Origin of the sequence: Actinoplanes sp. NPDC048988 (genome assembly GCF_043197815.1) — a bacterium.
GTDB lineage: Bacteria > Actinomycetota > Actinomycetes > Mycobacteriales > Micromonosporaceae > Actinoplanes.
In genome coordinates this window covers 1-15,037 of record NZ_JBICTW010000024.1, presented here as the reverse complement: position 1 = coordinate 15,037, position 15,037 = coordinate 1, and the positions used below count along the sequence as shown (strand labels likewise).

Annotated in this window: 18 protein-coding genes; 10 read left to right on the top strand and 8 right to left on the bottom strand. The window is 70.4% G+C overall.

Annotated elements, in window-relative coordinates:
- Positions 1 to 17: 17 nt before the first annotated feature.
- The gene (locus ACGFJ7_RS42760; protein WP_392647847.1) at positions 18 to 614 is read right to left on the bottom strand and encodes a CGNR zinc finger domain-containing protein; all 597 of its coding nucleotides are present in this window, start codon (positions 612 to 614) and stop codon (positions 18 to 20) included.
- 94 nt (positions 615 to 708) lie between these two features.
- Between ACGFJ7_RS42760 and ACGFJ7_RS42755 the strand changes: the two genes are divergently transcribed.
- Complete coding sequence (locus ACGFJ7_RS42755; protein ID WP_360246053.1) at positions 709 to 897, top strand: hypothetical protein; 189 nt, start codon at positions 709 to 711, stop codon at positions 895 to 897.
- Positions 898 to 903: 6 nt separating this feature from the next.
- Here ACGFJ7_RS42755 and ACGFJ7_RS42750 read toward each other — a convergent pair whose 3' ends face one another.
- Positions 904 to 1,308 (bottom strand): ester cyclase, encoded by a 405-nt coding sequence (locus ACGFJ7_RS42750; protein ID WP_360246056.1) that lies wholly within the window; start codon positions 1,306 to 1,308, stop codon positions 904 to 906.
- 15 nt (positions 1,309 to 1,323) lie between these two features.
- A complete protein-coding gene (locus ACGFJ7_RS42745; RefSeq protein WP_392647844.1) occupies positions 1,324 to 2,028 on the bottom strand; it encodes a LamG-like jellyroll fold domain-containing protein in 705 nt (234 codons plus the stop codon).
- A 131-nt stretch (positions 2,029 to 2,159) separates the two neighbouring features.
- On the opposite strand from ACGFJ7_RS42745, the gene ACGFJ7_RS42740 reads away from it, so the two are divergent.
- The gene (locus ACGFJ7_RS42740; protein WP_360246542.1) at positions 2,160 to 4,046 is read left to right on the top strand and encodes an amino acid transporter; all 1,887 of its coding nucleotides are present in this window, start codon (positions 2,160 to 2,162) and stop codon (positions 4,044 to 4,046) included.
- Positions 4,047 to 4,058: 12 nt separating this feature from the next.
- Positions 4,059 to 5,378, top strand: coding sequence for a M20/M25/M40 family metallo-hydrolase (locus ACGFJ7_RS42735; RefSeq protein WP_360246062.1), 1,320 nt, complete (start codon positions 4,059 to 4,061; stop codon positions 5,376 to 5,378).
- Here ACGFJ7_RS42735 and ACGFJ7_RS42730 read toward each other — a convergent pair.
- The gene (locus tag ACGFJ7_RS42730; RefSeq protein ID WP_360246065.1) at positions 5,329 to 6,180 is read right to left on the bottom strand and encodes a LysR family transcriptional regulator; all 852 of its coding nucleotides are present in this window, start codon (positions 6,178 to 6,180) and stop codon (positions 5,329 to 5,331) included. The two genes, ACGFJ7_RS42735 and ACGFJ7_RS42730, sit on opposite strands and share 50 nt — an antisense overlap.
- Before the next feature lie 70 nt (positions 6,181 to 6,250).
- On the opposite strand from ACGFJ7_RS42730, the gene ACGFJ7_RS42725 reads away from it, so the two are divergent.
- Positions 6,251 to 6,916, top strand: a complete 666-nt coding sequence (locus ACGFJ7_RS42725) for an SDR family NAD(P)-dependent oxidoreductase (RefSeq protein ID WP_392647840.1) — start codon at positions 6,251 to 6,253, stop codon at positions 6,914 to 6,916.
- A gap of 1 nt (position 6,917) precedes the next feature.
- Here the strand turns inward: ACGFJ7_RS42725 and ACGFJ7_RS42720 are convergent, their stop codons facing one another.
- The gene (locus tag ACGFJ7_RS42720; RefSeq protein ID WP_392647837.1) at positions 6,918 to 7,406 is read right to left on the bottom strand and encodes an NUDIX domain-containing protein; all 489 of its coding nucleotides are present in this window, start codon (positions 7,404 to 7,406) and stop codon (positions 6,918 to 6,920) included.
- A 51-nt stretch (positions 7,407 to 7,457) separates the two neighbouring features.
- On the opposite strand from ACGFJ7_RS42720, the gene ACGFJ7_RS42715 reads away from it, so the two are divergent.
- From ACGFJ7_RS42715 to ACGFJ7_RS42700, 4 genes are all read left to right on the top strand, one after another.
- Complete coding sequence (locus tag ACGFJ7_RS42715) at positions 7,458 to 7,853, top strand: ankyrin repeat domain-containing protein (protein WP_392647835.1); 396 nt, start codon at positions 7,458 to 7,460, stop codon at positions 7,851 to 7,853.
- Between the two features lie 31 nt (positions 7,854 to 7,884).
- Positions 7,885 to 8,406, top strand: a complete 522-nt coding sequence (locus tag ACGFJ7_RS42710; protein ID WP_392647832.1) for a SigE family RNA polymerase sigma factor — start codon at positions 7,885 to 7,887, stop codon at positions 8,404 to 8,406.
- Positions 8,399 to 9,019, top strand: a complete 621-nt coding sequence (locus ACGFJ7_RS42705; protein ID WP_392647831.1) for a LytR C-terminal domain-containing protein — start codon at positions 8,399 to 8,401, stop codon at positions 9,017 to 9,019. The genes ACGFJ7_RS42710 and ACGFJ7_RS42705 overlap by 8 nt, the downstream gene beginning before the upstream one ends.
- Before the next feature lie 119 nt (positions 9,020 to 9,138).
- Entirely contained in the window at positions 9,139 to 10,887 is a 1,749-nt protein-coding gene (locus ACGFJ7_RS42700; RefSeq protein ID WP_392647830.1) for an MDR family MFS transporter, read from the top strand.
- Here ACGFJ7_RS42700 and ACGFJ7_RS42695 read toward each other — a convergent pair.
- The 3 genes from ACGFJ7_RS42695 to ACGFJ7_RS42685 form a co-directional block, all read right to left on the bottom strand.
- Positions 10,884 to 11,585 carry a hypothetical protein gene (locus ACGFJ7_RS42695; protein WP_392647827.1) on the bottom strand — a complete coding sequence of 234 codons (702 nt, stop codon included), beginning with the start codon at positions 11,583 to 11,585 and terminating at the stop codon, positions 10,884 to 10,886. The genes ACGFJ7_RS42700 and ACGFJ7_RS42695 overlap by 4 nt on opposite strands.
- Before the next feature lie 94 nt (positions 11,586 to 11,679).
- On the bottom strand, positions 11,680 to 12,240 hold the full coding sequence (locus ACGFJ7_RS42690; RefSeq protein ID WP_360246092.1) for a DUF1707 domain-containing protein: 561 nt from the start codon (positions 12,238 to 12,240) through the stop codon (positions 11,680 to 11,682).
- 9 nt (positions 12,241 to 12,249) lie between these two features.
- Positions 12,250 to 12,471, bottom strand: coding sequence for a hypothetical protein (locus tag ACGFJ7_RS42685; protein WP_392647824.1), 222 nt, complete (start codon positions 12,469 to 12,471; stop codon positions 12,250 to 12,252).
- Positions 12,472 to 12,709: 238 nt separating this feature from the next.
- Here ACGFJ7_RS42685 and ACGFJ7_RS42680 point away from each other — a divergent pair, with 238 nt between their 5' ends.
- Together ACGFJ7_RS42680 and ACGFJ7_RS42675 are read left to right on the top strand one after the other, a co-directional pair.
- Positions 12,710 to 13,426, top strand: a complete 717-nt coding sequence (locus ACGFJ7_RS42680) for a hypothetical protein (RefSeq protein ID WP_360246098.1) — start codon at positions 12,710 to 12,712, stop codon at positions 13,424 to 13,426.
- Entirely contained in the window at positions 13,360 to 14,952 is a 1,593-nt protein-coding gene (locus tag ACGFJ7_RS42675; protein WP_392647821.1) for a polymorphic toxin-type HINT domain-containing protein, read from the top strand. The genes ACGFJ7_RS42680 and ACGFJ7_RS42675 overlap by 67 nt, the downstream gene beginning before the upstream one ends.
- Positions 14,953 to 15,037: the final 85 nt, after the last annotated feature.

Here is a 15,037-nt window from a genome sequence, read left to right as displayed (position 1 = left end):
GGTTGAGCCGCGCCCCGCTACCCGCGGGCGGCTCGGCGGCGGGCCTGGCGCTGGACCTTGGCCTCGACGCCGCAGCCGTCCATGGTGCACCATCGGCGGCTGCGGTTCTTGCTGGTGTCGACGAACAGCCCGATGCAGCCGGCCTCGGCCGCGCACGTCTTGACCCGGTCGAGAGGCCCCTCGGTGAGCAGGCGCACGGCGTCGACGCTGATCGGCCACCAGGCTCGATCGGGCTCGTCACCGGTGAACTCCCAGATGAACTTCCCGCCGGAGGACGTTCCGGGCACGAGACGGGCGGAGGCGACCGCTTCGGCGTACCGCCGCCGCACCTCGTCGAGCGGGCCGGCCGGCGGCTCCTGTCCACGGCCGATCGCGGCGAAGACCTCGAAGATCGCCTCACGCAGGCCCAGCGCGGCGCGCAGCGACGCCTCGGCGTCGTGCCGGCGCAGCCGCGCGCTCGTGGCCCCGTCGATCAGCCCGGCGAACGCGGACCAGCGGGCCAGATCGGCGTACGTGTGCAGGTACTCCGCCGGTTGGGCGGTCGCCCGCCCGTCGAGCGTGTTGGCGAAGTCGAGACACACGGCACCGCCGAAGGGCTCCAGGAACGCGGACATTGATTCCACCAAAACGTGTTTGACCCGCATCGGGCGTGGTAAGACTGATTCCAGTGAAACGAGTTTAGCCCGCATCGATCCGAAGGAGATCCCGATGCAGGAACTGGCACTAGCCCCACTCGTGACCGGCGCCGGCACCTCCCCGATGCGCTCCGCCCTCCCGGCCAGCCCGGTGGTGCCGGAGCGGCCACCGGGCCGCAGCCGCCGGGCGACCGCCGCCGCGCTGCGCCGCCTGGCCACCCACCTCGACCGCGGCGCCTCGCCGGAACCGGCGTTCTCGTAGATCGCGTCAGCGGACCTGGAGGATGCGCTGGAGTTCGTCGGCCAGGACCCAGATGGCGGCGACGCGGCCGTCACCGGTCAGGGTCAGGACGTCGATTCCCAGGCCGTTCACCTCGCGGCCGGTCGGCGGCAAGTCACCCAGAGGCGTGACCCAGACGCCGGTGTGGCGGGCCCGGTGACGGAAGGCCACCGTCAGCTTGCCGGGCGCCTCGACGCGGTCGACCACCTCGATGTCGTGCTCGGTGAAGGCCGCGTGCAGCGCCTCCGCGCGGGCGACCAGGTCGGCGACCGGCATCGGTGTGCCGTTGATGGTCACCGGGTCGGTGTAGACCCGCCGGAACGCGGCCAGGGCGTCACCGTGCTCCCGCGGTGGCACCCGCCACAACGCGAACAACTGGTCCTCGAGCTCCATGGCCGCCTCCCGAGCTCAACCTATCTCGACCCACACCTCGTCGAGAACGCCCTGGAACTGGTCGTTGTCGGCGAAGGAGCCCTTGCCGCCGATGCTGAACGGGAGTCGGTTGTGGACCGACAGGTCGGCCGGGATCGCGGTCTGGCCCCGGGGAACGCCGTCGACCAGGATCGTCAGGTGCGGGCCGGAGCGGCGGCACTCCAGGGTGTGCCAGCGGCTGTCGGCCACGCCCACCGTGCTGAGCACGGTGTGGATACGCGGATCGCGGTCGTCGACGAAGACGCAGCTGGGGCGGCCGGCCAGGCCGTCGATCTGGAGCTTGTACTGGCTGCCCCGGGCGGAATAGCCCTTCTGCAGCACGTTCTCGCCCTTGGTGGTCTCGTCCGCGGCCAGCCGGACCGCGGCGCCGTAGCGGATCGGGCGGCGGCCCGGGTTGAGCTCCGCCGCCACCGCGCGCAGGGCGATCCGGGGGCAGGGCTCGGTGCGGCAGGGCGGCGGGAAGGCCAGGGCCCGGCCGCCGTTGTGGGCGACCGTGGTGAAGGAGCCGCCGTACCGGCTCACCGGGCTCAGGTCGAAGCCGCGGCCGGACGCCTCGGCCAGCGGCGACGGGCCGTCGAAGGTGTAGCGGACAGTGACCTTGCCGGCGGTGGAGGCGGCGGCGGGCATGACGGCGGCGAGGCCCAGCACCAGGGCGCAGCCGGCGACGAGGGACAGACGCACGCCGGGTCAACGGACGGCACGCCTCGAAGGATGCGCGCGCATTTTGACGCGATGTTAACGCCTGATCGTGGGAGGTGCCGGTCGCCCGGTGGAACCATTCGCGGGTGACAACCACGGGGTTCCGGGACTGGATGCTTTCCGGATTGAACGACACCGCGAAGCACCACGAGGGCCCGCACGGCGTACCGGCCGATCCGGCGGAGAAGCCGCACCCGTGGTGGAAGGTGATGTGCCTGACCGGCGTGGACTATTTCTCCACGCTGGGCTACCAGCCGGGCATCGCGGCGCTGGCCGCCGGTGTGCTGTCGCCGGTCGCGACGCTCGTGCTCGTGCTGGTCACGCTGCTGGGCGCGCTGCCGATCTACCGGCGGGTGGCAGCCGACAGCCCGAACGGCGAGGGCTCCATCGCGATGCTGATGAAGCTGCTGTCGTTCTGGAAGGGCAAGCTGTTCGTCCTCGTGCTGCTCGGGTTCGCGGCGACCGACTTCATCATCACGATCACCCTGTCGGCCGCCGACGCCACCGCACATGTCGACGAGAACCCGTACCTCCCGCAAGCTCTGCACGGCCATCAGGTGATCGTCACCCTGCTGCTGGTGGCCCTGCTGGGCGCGGTCTTCCTGAAGGGTTTCACCGAGGCCGTCGGTATCGCCGTCGGCCTGGTCGGCGTGTACCTGGCGCTGAACGTGGTGGTGATCGCCGACGGGTTGTGGGAGGTGCTGACCCATCCGCACGCGGTGACCGACTGGACGACCGCGCTCACCACCCAGCACGGCAATCCGCTCGTGGTGGTGGGGATCGCGTTGCTGGTCTTCCCGAAGCTGGCGCTCGGCCTGTCCGGCTTCGAGACCGGCGTGGCCGTCATGCCGCACATCAAGGGCGACCTGCGGGGGCGCGTCCGGGGCGCGAAGCGGCTGCTCACCACGGCCGCCGTCATCATGAGCGTCTTCCTGCTGACCAGCAGCGTGGTCACCACCGTGCTCATCCCGCAGCGGGAGTTCGAGTCGGGCGGTGACGCCAACGGGCGGGCGCTCGCCTACCTCGCCCACGAAAACCTGGGAAATGCGTTCGGGACCGTGTACGACCTCTCGACCATCGCCATCCTGTGGTTCGCCGGGGCGTCGGCCATGGCCGGGCTGCTCAACCTGGTGCCGCGCTACCTTCCACGGTTCGGCATGGCGCCGGGCTGGGCCCGCGCCGTACGGCCGCTGGTCCTGGTCTTCACCGGGACGGCCTTCCTGATCACCTGGATCTTCGACGCGGACGTGGACGCGCAGGGCGGCGCCTACGCCACCGGCGTCCTCGTGCTGATCACCTCGGCCGCCGTCGCGGTGACCCTGTCGGCGCACCGCCGGCGGCAGAAGGGCCGCACCGTCGCCTTCGGCGTCATCGCGGTGCTGTTCGTCTACACCACCGTCGCGAACGTGGTGGAGCGACCGGACGGCGTGAAGATCGCCGCCTGTTTCATCGCCGGGATCCTGATCGTCTCGTTCCTGTCCCGGCTGTTCCGCGCGTTCGACCTGCGGGTCACCGACATCTCGGCCGACGAGACGGCGCTCGGCTTCCTGGCCGACTGCCGGCGCCGGCAGATCCGGCTGATCGCCAACGAGCCCGGCCGCCGGGACAGCCGCGAGTACAGCGACAAGATCGCGCAGATTCTGGCCGACAACGACATGGCCGACGACCGGGACGTCATCTTCGTCGAGGTGACGGTGCAGGACGCCTCCGACTTCGAGACCGAGCTGCGGGTGACCGGCGAGCTGCTGCACCACCGCTACAAGGTGATGCGGGTGACCAGCTCGTCGGTGCCGAGCGCGCTGGCCGCGCTGCTGCTGTGGATCCGGGACACGACCGGCCGCCGGCCGCACATCTACTTCGAGTGGACCGAGGGCAACCCGGTCGCCAACTTCGTGCGCTACCTGGCGTTCGGGCAGGGCGAGGTGGCGCCGGTGACTCGCGAGATGTTGCGCCGGGCCGAGCACGACCGCAACCGCCGGCCCCACGTGCACGTCGGCTGACATGATGGCGCGATGAGCCGGCTCGAGGCGTTCCGCGACCTGCTGCGCATCCCGACCGTCTCGACCCGCGAGACCGAGGCGTGGGACGAGACGGCGTTCGACGACTTCCACGAGGCGCTGCGACGGCACTTCCCGCTGCTGCACGAGAGGCTCGAACTGACCCGGGTCGGTACGCACGGGCTGCTGTTCCACTGGCCGGGCGCCTCGGCCGAGCGGCCGGTGGTGCTCATGGCCCACATCGACGTGGTGCCGGTCGAGGGCGAGTGGACCCATCCGCCGTTCGAAGCGGTGGTCGCCGACGGCGTCGTCTGGGGCCGCGGCACCCTCGACTGCAAGGCCAGCCTCACCGCCATCGGCCAGGCCGTGGAGGACCTGCTGGCCGCCGGGCACACCCCGGCCCAGGACGTGTGGCTCTCATTCGGCTGCGACGAGGAGGTGGCCGGCATCGCGGCCGGGCTCGCCGTCGACGAGCTGCGCCGGCGGGGCGTCAAGCCGTGGTTCGTGCTCGACGAGGGCGGCGCGATCGCCCACGACGTGCTGCCGGGCGTGCCCGTGCCGGTCGCCGCCATCGGCGTCACCGAGAAAGGCGTCGCCTCGATCGAGCTGAGCGTCGCCGGCCGCGGCGGGCACGCGTCGACACCGGCCCCGATGGGACCGACCGCACGCCTGGCCCGGGCCATCACCCGGCTCGACCGCTCGCCGATGCCGGCCACCACACCGGACGTGGTGGTCGAGTTCCTGCGCCGCGCCGCCGAACACGCCACCGGCCCGATCGGTGTCGCCCTGCGCGCCGCCGTCCGGTCCCGTCCCGTGCTGACCCGGCTGCTCCTGGCCGCCGGTCCGGAGGCGGCGGCGATGGTACGGACGACGTTCGCGGTCACCACGCTCAGCGGCTCACCGGCCCTGAACATGGTGGCGTCGAACGCGACCGCCGGCGTCAACATCCGCATCCTGGTCGGCGACACCATGGCCGGCGCGATCGCCCACGTCCGCAAGGTGATCCGCGACAGGAAGGTGACGATCCGGGTCGTTCACGACGGCGAGCCGTCACCGCCGTCGCCGCTGGACGACGCGTTCCAGCTGATCGAGGCGGTCACGGTGTCGCATTTCCCCCAGGCGGTTCCGGCGCCGTACGTCATGATGGCCGCGACCGACGCCCGCCGCTTCACCGCGATCTGCGAACGCGTCTACCGCTTCACGCCGTTCGAGATGACCAGGAAACAGCGGGAGGCCATCCACTCCTACGACGAGCACATCACGGTCGACGCCTACCTCGCCGGCATCAGGTGGTACCGCTCGCTCCTGGAGAAGCTGCCTGCCGGGCCGCGGTGACGAAGGCCGCCACCTCCCGCGACCGGCTGCTCTCGGCCCAGGCCAGGACGAGGGTGGCCGGGACCGCGTCGAGCACCGGCCGGTAGGTGACGCCCGGGAGCGGCCGCTGCGACGCCGACTCGGTGACCAGCGCGACCGCCCGGCCCAGCGTCACCAGCTGCATCAGTTCGCCCACGTCACCGACCCGCGGACCCGGGCCCGGGCGCGCCGCCTCGGGAAACCATGGCAGATCCTCGCCGGCCAGATCGGCCATGCGCAGCTCGTCCCGGGCGGCCAGCGGGTGGCTGTCGGCCAGCGCGAGCACCCGCCGCTCCACGGTCAGCTCCTCGGTGGCGAGGCCGCTCAGATCGTTCTGCGGGTGATGCAGAAGCCCGACGTCGGCCCGGCCGTCGCGGAGCATGGCCGCTCGCTCACCGAGCGAAAAGGCGAAATCGACGGGCAAGGCATCGGGCCGGTTCTCGTACGCGGCGAGGATCGCCGGCAGGAGCCCAGCGTCGCCGCCCGGCTTCATCGCCAGCACCAGGCTCGGCTTCCGCCCGGCCCGCCGCGCCCGCCCGACGGCGGCGGCCACCGCGTCGAGCGCGGTCCGCCCCTCGGCCAGCAGCACCTCGCCGGCCGGGGTCAGGCGGCTGCCATGGCTCGTACGCTCAAGCAGCTCCACCCCGAGGCGATGCTCGAGCCGCCGGATCGCCCGGGAGAGCGGCGGCTGCGCGATGCCCAGCCGCTCCGCGGCCCGCCCGAAGTTCAGCTCCTCGGCCACGGCGACGAAGTAGCGCAACTCGCGCGTCTCCACGTCCTCCATACCCCGAGGGTATCGCCGGCGTACTCAATCGATCTTGGGATGGGACGCGGCCCGATGCTCAGATGAAGGCATGTCAGACACGAAGATCGCCCTGGTCACCGGGGCCGCCCGGGGAATCGGCGCCGCCATCGCGGAAGGACTCGCCGCCCGCGGCATGACCGTCATCGCGGCCACCCGCGCCGATCTCGACGTCACCGACGACGACTCGGTCGCCGCTTTCGCGTCCCGCTACCGCCACGACCACCTCGACATTCTCGTCAACAACGCCGGCATCTCCGGCGGCCGCGAAGGTCAGACGCCGGGCCAGGTCGACCCGGCGGTGATCCGCGCCGTCTACGAGACCAACCTGTTCGGCGTCATCCGGGTCACCGAGGCCTTCCTGCCCCGGCTCCGCGAGTCGGCCGATCCCCGGATCATCAACGTCTCCAGCGGCACGGCCTCCCTGCACTGGAACACCGACCCGTCACACGGCTTCGCCGCCCGCGGCGCCATGGCCGGTTATCCGTCGTCGAAGGCCGCCCTCAACATGGTCACCGTCCAGTACGCCAACGCCTTCCCCGGCATGTCGGTGAACGCCGTGGCCCCCGGCGCCTGCGGCACCGACTTCGCCAAGGATCTCGGCCTCTCACTGGAGCGCACGGCCGCCGACGGCGCCGCCATCGCGATTCGTCTGGCCACGATGGACAAGCCGCCGACCGCCACGTTCGTCTCCGACGAGGGGACGGTCCCCTGGTAGATCAGCGACCACCCGGTGCCGCACGCGCGAACCACGGCTCGGCCGCCGGGTCGAGGGCGATCGCCAGGCACCGCGCCTGATGCGGTGGCAGCGGCGGCACGGCGTCCGGATCGAACCAGGCGACCTCCACCGACTCGTCGTCGCTGACGCGGGGCTCGCCGGCCGCGACCCGGCACCGCACGCCGACGGTGAGCCAGTGAATCTGGTCGCCGTTGGGGGCCACTGACAGGTCCAGGGCCTCCACCGCGAGCAGGCGCTCGACCGTGACGTCGACCCCGGTCTCCTCCCGGACCTCCCGGACGGCGCCGGCCGCGGGCTGCTCGCCCGGCTCCAGGCAGCCGGTGGTCAGCGCCCACTCGTGGGTGTCCGACCGCCGGACCAGCAGCACCCGATCGCGGTCGTCGAGCACGACCGCGATCACGCCGGGCAGCGGAAGCGGATCGTGTCCGATCTTCGAGCGGAGGGCGACGACGAATTCGGGGATCGGCATGCGCGCACGGTAGGACGGCCCGGCAACCGGGCGCGTGGTGCAATGGCCGGCGTGAACAGGCGCCGACGTAAGAAGTTGCAGGACAGGCTCGTGCAAGCCGCCGGCTGGGGCAGCACGCATGACGTGGCGAGGCTGCTGCGGGACGGCGCCGACCCGAACACGGCCGACCGCGACGGAAGCACGCCCCTGTACCGCGCGAGCGTTCAGAACATGGCCGGCAACGTCCGGCTGCTTCTGTCGGCCGGGGCCGACCCGAACCGCGAGAGCGGCCGCGGCGACGAAGGGCTGCCGCTGTGCGCAGCCGCCGCCTGGGGGCATGCCGGCACGGTCCGGGAACTCGTCGCGGGTGGCGCCGACCCCGACCGCCGCGAGGACGCCGGTCGCGGGCGGTCGGCGCGGGAGTGGGCCGAAGCCGGCAAACATCACGCGGTCGCGGAATCGATGTAACCGGATCGCGGGGTGCGGTGTGTCTTCAAGTGTGCGGGAATCCACGGGCAGCGCCGACTTCGACGCCTTCTACATCGCGACGGTCCGGCGGGTCGTGCTCTACCTCTACGCGGCCGGCGGTGACCGGGGCGACGCCCAGGACATCGCCCAGGAGGCCTTCGCCCGGGCCTGGCAACACTGGCCGAAGGTCTCCGGGTACGAGGATCCCGAGGCCTGGGTACGGACGGTCGCCTGGCGCCTGTCGCTCAACCGCTGGCGTGGCCTGCGGCGGTGGCTCGCCGCCCGCTCCCGCCTGGGCCCCGGCGACGAGGCGACCGGCGGGCCGTCGCCCGACCGGGTGGCCGTCGTCGACGCGCTGCGACGGCTGCCGGCCGCGCAACGTCAGGCCGTCGCGCTGCACTACCTGCTGGACATGCCGGTCCAGGAGATCGCCGCCAGCACGGGCGTCCCGGCGGGGACGGTCAAGGTGCGGCTCTCCCGGGCCCGGGCCACTCTCGGCCGCCTACTCGACGACCACGATCAGGAGATCAGCGATGCCTCGTTCGGTGCATGACCGACTTCACGAGCTGGAGACCGACGTACGGGATCTCCCGGTCCCCCCGGCCGCCACGATCCGGGCGCGCGGCAACAGCCGTCGCCGCCGGCGGCGCGTGACCGTGGCGACGGCGGCCGTGGCGGTGGCGACGGCCACGGCCGGCATCACGCTCGCCTGGCCGCAGCAACAGCGGCAGCTCCCCACCGCCACCGCGCCCGCCGACCGCCCCGCCACCCCCGGCCTCACCTGCGACCTGACCCTGCCCAGCGACCCGGCCCAGGTGCGGGTCCGGGTGCTCGACGGCGGCGCGTCCCCGACCCGGATGGCGACGACGGCCGCCCAGCTCGAGGCCCGCCGATTCACCGTGCTCGACGGCACCACCGGCCCCCGCCCGGCCACGCCGGCCACGGTCGTCTACGGCCCCGCCGCGATCGGCACAGCCGCCGTGCTGCGCGCGGTGGTGTACGGCGACGCCACGATGCGCTTCGACCCGACCCGCCCGGCCGGCGACAAGACGATCGACCTGATCCTCGGCCCCGCCTTCACCCGCCTGGCCACCACCACCGAGATGAACGAGAACCTGGCCACGGCCGGCGAGCCCACAGCTCCCCCGGAGTGCGCGAACCGCTGACGCTCCTGGGCGTCCCGCGGCGCGGTGACCAGGATCGCAGGTGACCGGCCTCTCCTGAACGCATCGAGAGCTGATGCGTGGGGGTAGTCGGAGGTATCACCTAGCAGGGGGGACCCGAGATGAGCACCACCGTTACGAAACCGGCGGGCGTGGATCTCACGCATCGTCAGGTGTTGCAGGTGCTCGGCGGGCTCATGCTCGGCCTCCTGCTCGCCTCGCTGGACCAGACGATCGTCGCCTCGGCCATCCGGACCATCGGCGACGATCTGCATGGGCTCAGCGCGCAGGCGTGGGTGACCACGGCGTACCTGATCACTTCGACCATCTCGACCCCGCTGTACGGCAAGCTTTCCGACATCTACGGGCGCAAGCGTTTCTTCCTCGCCGCCATCACCATCTTCGTGATCGGCTCGGCCGCCTGTTCGTTCGCGCAGTCGATGTACGAGCTCGCCGCGTACCGGGCCTTCCAGGGTGTCGGCGCCGGCGGCCTGTTCTCGCTGGCCCTGGCGATCATCGGCGACATCGTCCCGGCCCGGGAGCGGGCCCGCTACCAGGGCTACTTCCTGGCCGTCTTCGGCACCTCGAGCGTGCTCGGGCCGGTCATCGGGGGCTTCTTCGCCGGGGCCGACCAGATTCTGGGCATCACCGGCTGGCGCTGGGTCTTCCTGGTCAACGTGCCGATCGGCATCGTGGCCCTGATCGTGGTGGCCAAGGTGCTGCGCCTTCAGCAGGAGCGGCGTGAGCACCGGATCGACTGGTGGGGCGCGGCCTGGCTGTGTGTGGCCCTGGTGCCGTTGCTGACCATCGCCGAGCAGGGCCGCTCGTGGGGCTGGGACTCGGGCCGGGCGTTGTTCTGCTACGGCGTCGGCGTGGCCGGTCTGCTGCTGTTCGTGCTGGCCGAGTGGCGGATGGGCGAGGACGCGCTGATCCCGCTGCGGTTCTTCCGCAACCGGACGTTCAGCCTGACCGCGGTCGGCGGCTTCATCGTCGGTCTCGGCATGTTCGGTGGTCTGGCGGTGCTGCCGCTGTATCTCCAGATCGTCCAGGGGTCCACGCCGACGGAGTCGGGTCTCCAGTTGCTGCCGTTGACGCTCGGCCTCGTGGTCGGCTCGGTGATCTCGGGTCAGTTGATCAGCCGTACCGGGAAATACAAGATCTTCCCGGTTGTCGGCAGCGTGTTCGCGGCGGCCGGCATGTGGTTGCTGCACACGGTCGGGGTGGACACGCCGTTCTGGCGCACCGGTGTCTTCATGGCCGTGCTGGGCCTGGGCCTCGGCCTGGTCCTTCAGCCGATCACGCTCGCCGTGCAGAACGCGATGTCGGCCCGCGAGATCGGGGTGGCTACGTCGTCGGCCACGTTCTTCCGCCAGATGGGCGCGACGGCCGGCACCGCGCTCTTCCTGTCGCTGCTGTTCTCAACGGTGGGTCAGAACATCGCGGATGAGGTACGGGCGGCCGGCCCCGCCTTCCAGCAGGCGCTCGCCGATCCGGCCAACAGTGCGGTGGCCGAGGCCCTGCGCGGTGGCGCCGACCTGAACGACACCTCGTTCCTGAACGGGCTGAGCGCCGTGGTCGCGTACCCGTTCAAGGCCGGCTTCTCCCAGTCGATGGACATGATCTTCCTGGCCGCCTCCGTGGTCATCCTGGCCGCGCTGGTGATCTTCGCCTTCCTGCCGCAGATCCCCCTGCGCACCCAGTCGGGCCTGGCCGCCCGCGCCGCCGAGGAGCAGAGCGGCCCGGCGGCACGTGGCGACGAGGAGGGGCGGCACGCGGCGGAGACCCACCCCGAAGGTCACCGTGTCGTGGTCAAGGAGCACGAGGGTAGCCACGAGGTGGGCGTCCACCGGGCCGAGGTCGACGAGCGCTAGAAGGAGCCCTTCTTCACGTCGGCCAGGCTGATCCGGGTCACGACGAAGGTCGTGCTGCCGTCGGAACCGTTGGAGAGCTTCAGCGGTACGCCGGTCGCGGCGTCGATCGTGATGGTCTGCGGCGACTCGCCGGGCATCGCCGGCATGCCGACGGTCAGGTTCAGCACCTGCTTGCCGTCGAGCGTGCCGGGCGCCACCTTGACCTCGGGCATCTGGTCGAGCAGCCGCAGCGCGCCGGCCTGCACGACCGGGTCGCCGGCGCCGGCGTGCAGCGCGTCGAGGACGTTGTTCCAGACCCGGTTGTCGGCGATGTTGGTCCGCATCCCCTCGCGGACCGCGGCCGGGATCTTGGTGTTGGCCGGGGCCGGGTGGCTGTAGCCGGGGGCCTCGGTCGGCACCGGCGCCCCCTTGGGCGCCCCGGCCACGATCATGCGCTTGCGGGCGGCGTTCAGGTCGCCGGTGGCCGCCGCTTTCGCCGCCGCCACGTACTCGCGGTAGGAGTCCTCGCCGCGGATCTTGCCGCCTCTCACCTGCGCCGGAAGACCGTCGCGAGTCGTGGCGAAGTAGTAGCCGCCCTGGTCCGCCCACAAATCCCAGACCTTGACCCGCTTGCCGTCGAACAGCGTCTGATCACGCAGCACGAGGGTCGCGTCACCGGCGGGCGGCTGGGCCTTGGACAGATAGCCGACCAGCTGCACCAGCGGCGCCGGCTGCGCCGAGGAGGTGGCGGCCGAGGACGTGGCGGCCGGGGCGGCCGGTGCGTTGTCAGGAAATTCGAACCTTTTCCCGCAATCACTGCGGGAGCGAGTACCTCTTCGAGACGACCTCGACCGAGCTGAACCACGTGGTGATGTGCACGCGCACCTCGGGGGTGCCGGGAACCCGCGGCACCCGGGCCAGATGCAGCTGACGGGAGGAGAAGACGGCGGCGCCGGTGAGGTCGACCTCGACCCCCTCGGGAACGATCAGCTTGAGCTCGCCGAACGTGACACTGCCGGAGATCTCGATGACCGCCTGGTCGGTGGCGATCTCACGCAGGTCGAGTTCGGTCGAGCCGAACAGCGTCCGGATGGAGACCCCGGAGTCGCGCAGCCGCCACCGGCCGCGCCGCTTGTTCTCGCTGAAGATGGTGATGACCCGGTCGACCGTGCGCGACGAGCCGACGATCGGGGTGGCCGCCAGCCCCTCGGTGGCCCGGGCCAGCTCGTCGGCGTCCTCGGCGGCCCAGACCGCGCCGACCCGCACACTGAACTCTTCGAGAGTGAGCCGGCCATCGCCGCACGCCCGCTGCAACAGCTCGGCGGCGCGCTCACGCTCGGGCTCGGACGGCGGCACCCGCATCGGTGTGGTCACGGCAAGATCTTAGGGCTTGCGGGCCAGTACGCCGTAGACCGCGACGTCGGCGGCCGCGGCCACCAGCAGTCCGAAACAGCCAGGTCTGGCGGAACGGCCAGCTGCCGACGACAGGCCGCCAGTGAGGTGTCGAGCGAAGGGGATCATGAGCGCTTTCGCCTGCCGGTGCCGAACCCGGTCGATCGCTAGCCAATGATCCTTGCCACTGTCGTCGTCGTTGCGCGGATTCATCTTTAGTGCATGCGCTGTATCAACCGATTGACGATCACGGAGTGCATTGGTGTCACCTCGGACCGATTTACGATCCCCAGTTCATATTGCTGATCTCGACTATCGACAACAGCCGTTCTTACGTTGTAAGCCTTCGTTCAGGTCAAATCGGGGAGACGAGGCTGTGTTCAGGCTGCGGTCTGCGCGTTCTTTTCTTGCCCTTGTGGCATCCGCGTCATTGGCGGCGACGAGCGTTGTCGTGGCCGGTCAGCCGGTGGCCGCGCTGGCGCAGACGCCGGTGAAATGTCCCGGCACCGCGCCCACCGAGGCTGCCGCCGCGAAGGCCGCGGTCGCCTGCCACGGCCGGGTCGAGGTGGCGTCGGCTCGCGACGAGCGCACCCAGGTCTTCGCCAACGCGACGGGCTCGTTCACTTCCCAGACGGCCGTCGAGGTGCAGCGGGTACGCAATGCGGCGGGTACGTGGGTCAAGCCGGACACCACCCTCAAGGCCTCAGGCGGCCGAGTCGTGCCGAGTGCGACCTCGATGGCGCTGTCGTTCTCGGGCGGGGGAACCGGGCCGGTTGTGACACTCGGAAAGGGCGCCGCCGAGCTGAGTCTCACCTGGCCGACGGCATTGCCGGCACCGAAGTTGGACGGTGACGACGTGACCTACCCGGAGGTGCTTCCCGGCGTCGACCTCGTGTTCACCGCGCACGTTACGACGTACAGGTACGCCGACACCACGCCGAACGACCCGACGACCGGCCAGCCGCACGCCCTGCGCAGCACCACGAAAAAAGACAGCAGCGGGAGCAAGACCGTCACCTACAGCTACGACAAGGGCGGGAACACCAAGACCCGGCCCGGTCCCAACGGCACGCAGAGCCTGGTCTGGGACGCCGAGGCACCTTGCAGTCGGTCACCGACACGGCCGGCAGCGTCAGCTACCTGTACGACGCTGACGGCAACCGGCTGATCAGCCAGGACACCACCGGGAAGACGCTCTACCTGCCCAACCAGGAGATCCGCTACACCAACAGCACCGCCGCTTCGTCGTGCACCCGCTACTTCGGCTTCGGCGGCGGCACGCTCGCGCAGCGCACCTCGAAGGGAATTACCTGGCTGGCCAGCGACCACCAGGGCACCCAGAACGTGTCGGTCGACGAGGACACCCTCACCGACACCATTCGCCGCCAGACCCCGTTCGGCACCGCCCGCGGCCCGGCCGTCACGTGGCAGAACACCAAGGGCTTCGTCGGCGGCACGAACGATCCGACCGGCCTGGTCCATCTGGGCGCCCGCGAGTACGACGCCGCGCTGGGCCGCTTCATCTCGGTCGACCCGGTCTTCAACTCCTCCGACCCCCAATCGCTCGAGGGCTACGCCTACGCGGACAACAGTCCCGTCGTCCGCTCCGACCCCTCCGGCCTGATCGCCATGGACGAGGAGTTCGGCGGCAACAGCGGTGGGGCCGACGTCGACGCAATCAACAAGCAGTACCAGGAGGAGCACCGCGGCTCGGAGAAGGACGAGCACAAGAGCGGCAAAAAGAGCAAGAAATGCGGGTGGAAGTGCAAGGCGGGTAAGGCCTGGAACAAGGGCTCGAACTGGGTCGACGACCACAAAGGCGTCGTCGCCGGAGCAGTTGTCGGTCTCGCTGTCGGCATCGGCTGCGACGCCCTGACCCTTGGCGCCGGAGCCGTCGCCTGCGGTGCCCTCGCCGGCGGCATAGCCAGCGCCGTCGAATACTCGGTCGACACACTGATCGACCACAAAGGCAACTTCAGCTGGGGCGGCCTGGCCACAAACGTCGCCATCGGCGCCATAGTCGGCGGCCTGACCGGCGGCCTGTCGGTCATCGCCGGCCAAGGCATCAAAGCCGGAGCCAGAGCCCTGATTTCCGGAGCCGGCGCCAAGGCCGCAGCCTCGGCCGCCACAGCAGGCGCGAAGAAGGAGGCCAGCAACGTAGTCAGCGGCCTGACGAAGAACGGCTTCGGCAAGTCCGCTCCCAAGGCCTCCAAGGGAGCCGCCGACGAAGCACCCTCAGGTGGCGGCTGCCCGACTCACAGCTTCGCAGCAACAACCCTCGTGCTGATGGCGAACGGCAAGACCAAGGCCATCTCCCAGATCAAGGTCGGCGACAAGGTCATCGCCACCGACCCGATTACGGGAAAGCGCCGAGAGCAATCTGTTAAGAAGATCCACGTCAACCACGACATCGCACTGACGGACCTGACAGTCCGTGTCAACGGCACAACCAAAGTTCTGCGGACCACCCAGCACCACCCGTTCTGGAGTGATACCAAGCACCGCTGGGTCAACGCAGGCGACTTGAACTCCAGCGACGCTCTGCGCACTTATCAGTTCGGATTTCCTGAGATCAGCCGCGTAGAGAACTTCACCGACCTCCGGACGATGTACGACCTAACGGTCGACGTCATCCACACGTACTATGTTCTGGCTGGTAACACTCCAGTACTGGTCCACAACTGGGGACTGTAAAACGAACGGTGTAACTCCTGATCAAGGAGACGCACCTGATGACCGTCATGACGGATGCCGTGGATACTTCCGCGGTGGCGAAGAA

What these genes read in the sequence shown, in the direction of transcription:
- ACGFJ7_RS42720 (WP_392647837.1), bottom strand. Translation starts at nt 7,406, where the DNA reads ATGCCGATCCCCGAATTCGTCGTCGCCCTCCGCTCGAAGATCGGACAC.
- ACGFJ7_RS42700 (WP_392647830.1), top strand. Translation starts at nt 9,139, where the DNA reads ATGAGCACCACCGTTACGAAACCGGCGGGCGTGGATCTCACGCATCGT.
- ACGFJ7_RS42740 (WP_360246542.1), top strand. Translation starts at nt 2,160, where the DNA reads ATGCTTTCCGGATTGAACGACACCGCGAAGCACCACGAGGGCCCGCAC.
- ACGFJ7_RS42725 (WP_392647840.1), top strand. Translation starts at nt 6,251, where the DNA reads ATGTCAGACACGAAGATCGCCCTGGTCACCGGGGCCGCCCGGGGAATC.
- ACGFJ7_RS42750 (WP_360246056.1), bottom strand. Translation starts at nt 1,308, where the DNA reads ATGGAGCTCGAGGACCAGTTGTTCGCGTTGTGGCGGGTGCCACCGCGG.
- ACGFJ7_RS42760 (WP_392647847.1), bottom strand. Translation starts at nt 614, where the DNA reads ATGTCCGCGTTCCTGGAGCCCTTCGGCGGTGCCGTGTGTCTCGACTTC.
- ACGFJ7_RS42755 (WP_360246053.1), top strand. Translation starts at nt 709, where the DNA reads ATGCAGGAACTGGCACTAGCCCCACTCGTGACCGGCGCCGGCACCTCC.
- ACGFJ7_RS42735 (WP_360246062.1), top strand. Translation starts at nt 4,059, where the DNA reads ATGAGCCGGCTCGAGGCGTTCCGCGACCTGCTGCGCATCCCGACCGTC.
- ACGFJ7_RS42685 (WP_392647824.1), bottom strand. Translation starts at nt 12,471, where the DNA reads ATGAATCCGCGCAACGACGACGACAGTGGCAAGGATCATTGGCTAGCG.
- ACGFJ7_RS42730 (WP_360246065.1), bottom strand. Translation starts at nt 6,180, where the DNA reads ATGGAGGACGTGGAGACGCGCGAGTTGCGCTACTTCGTCGCCGTGGCC.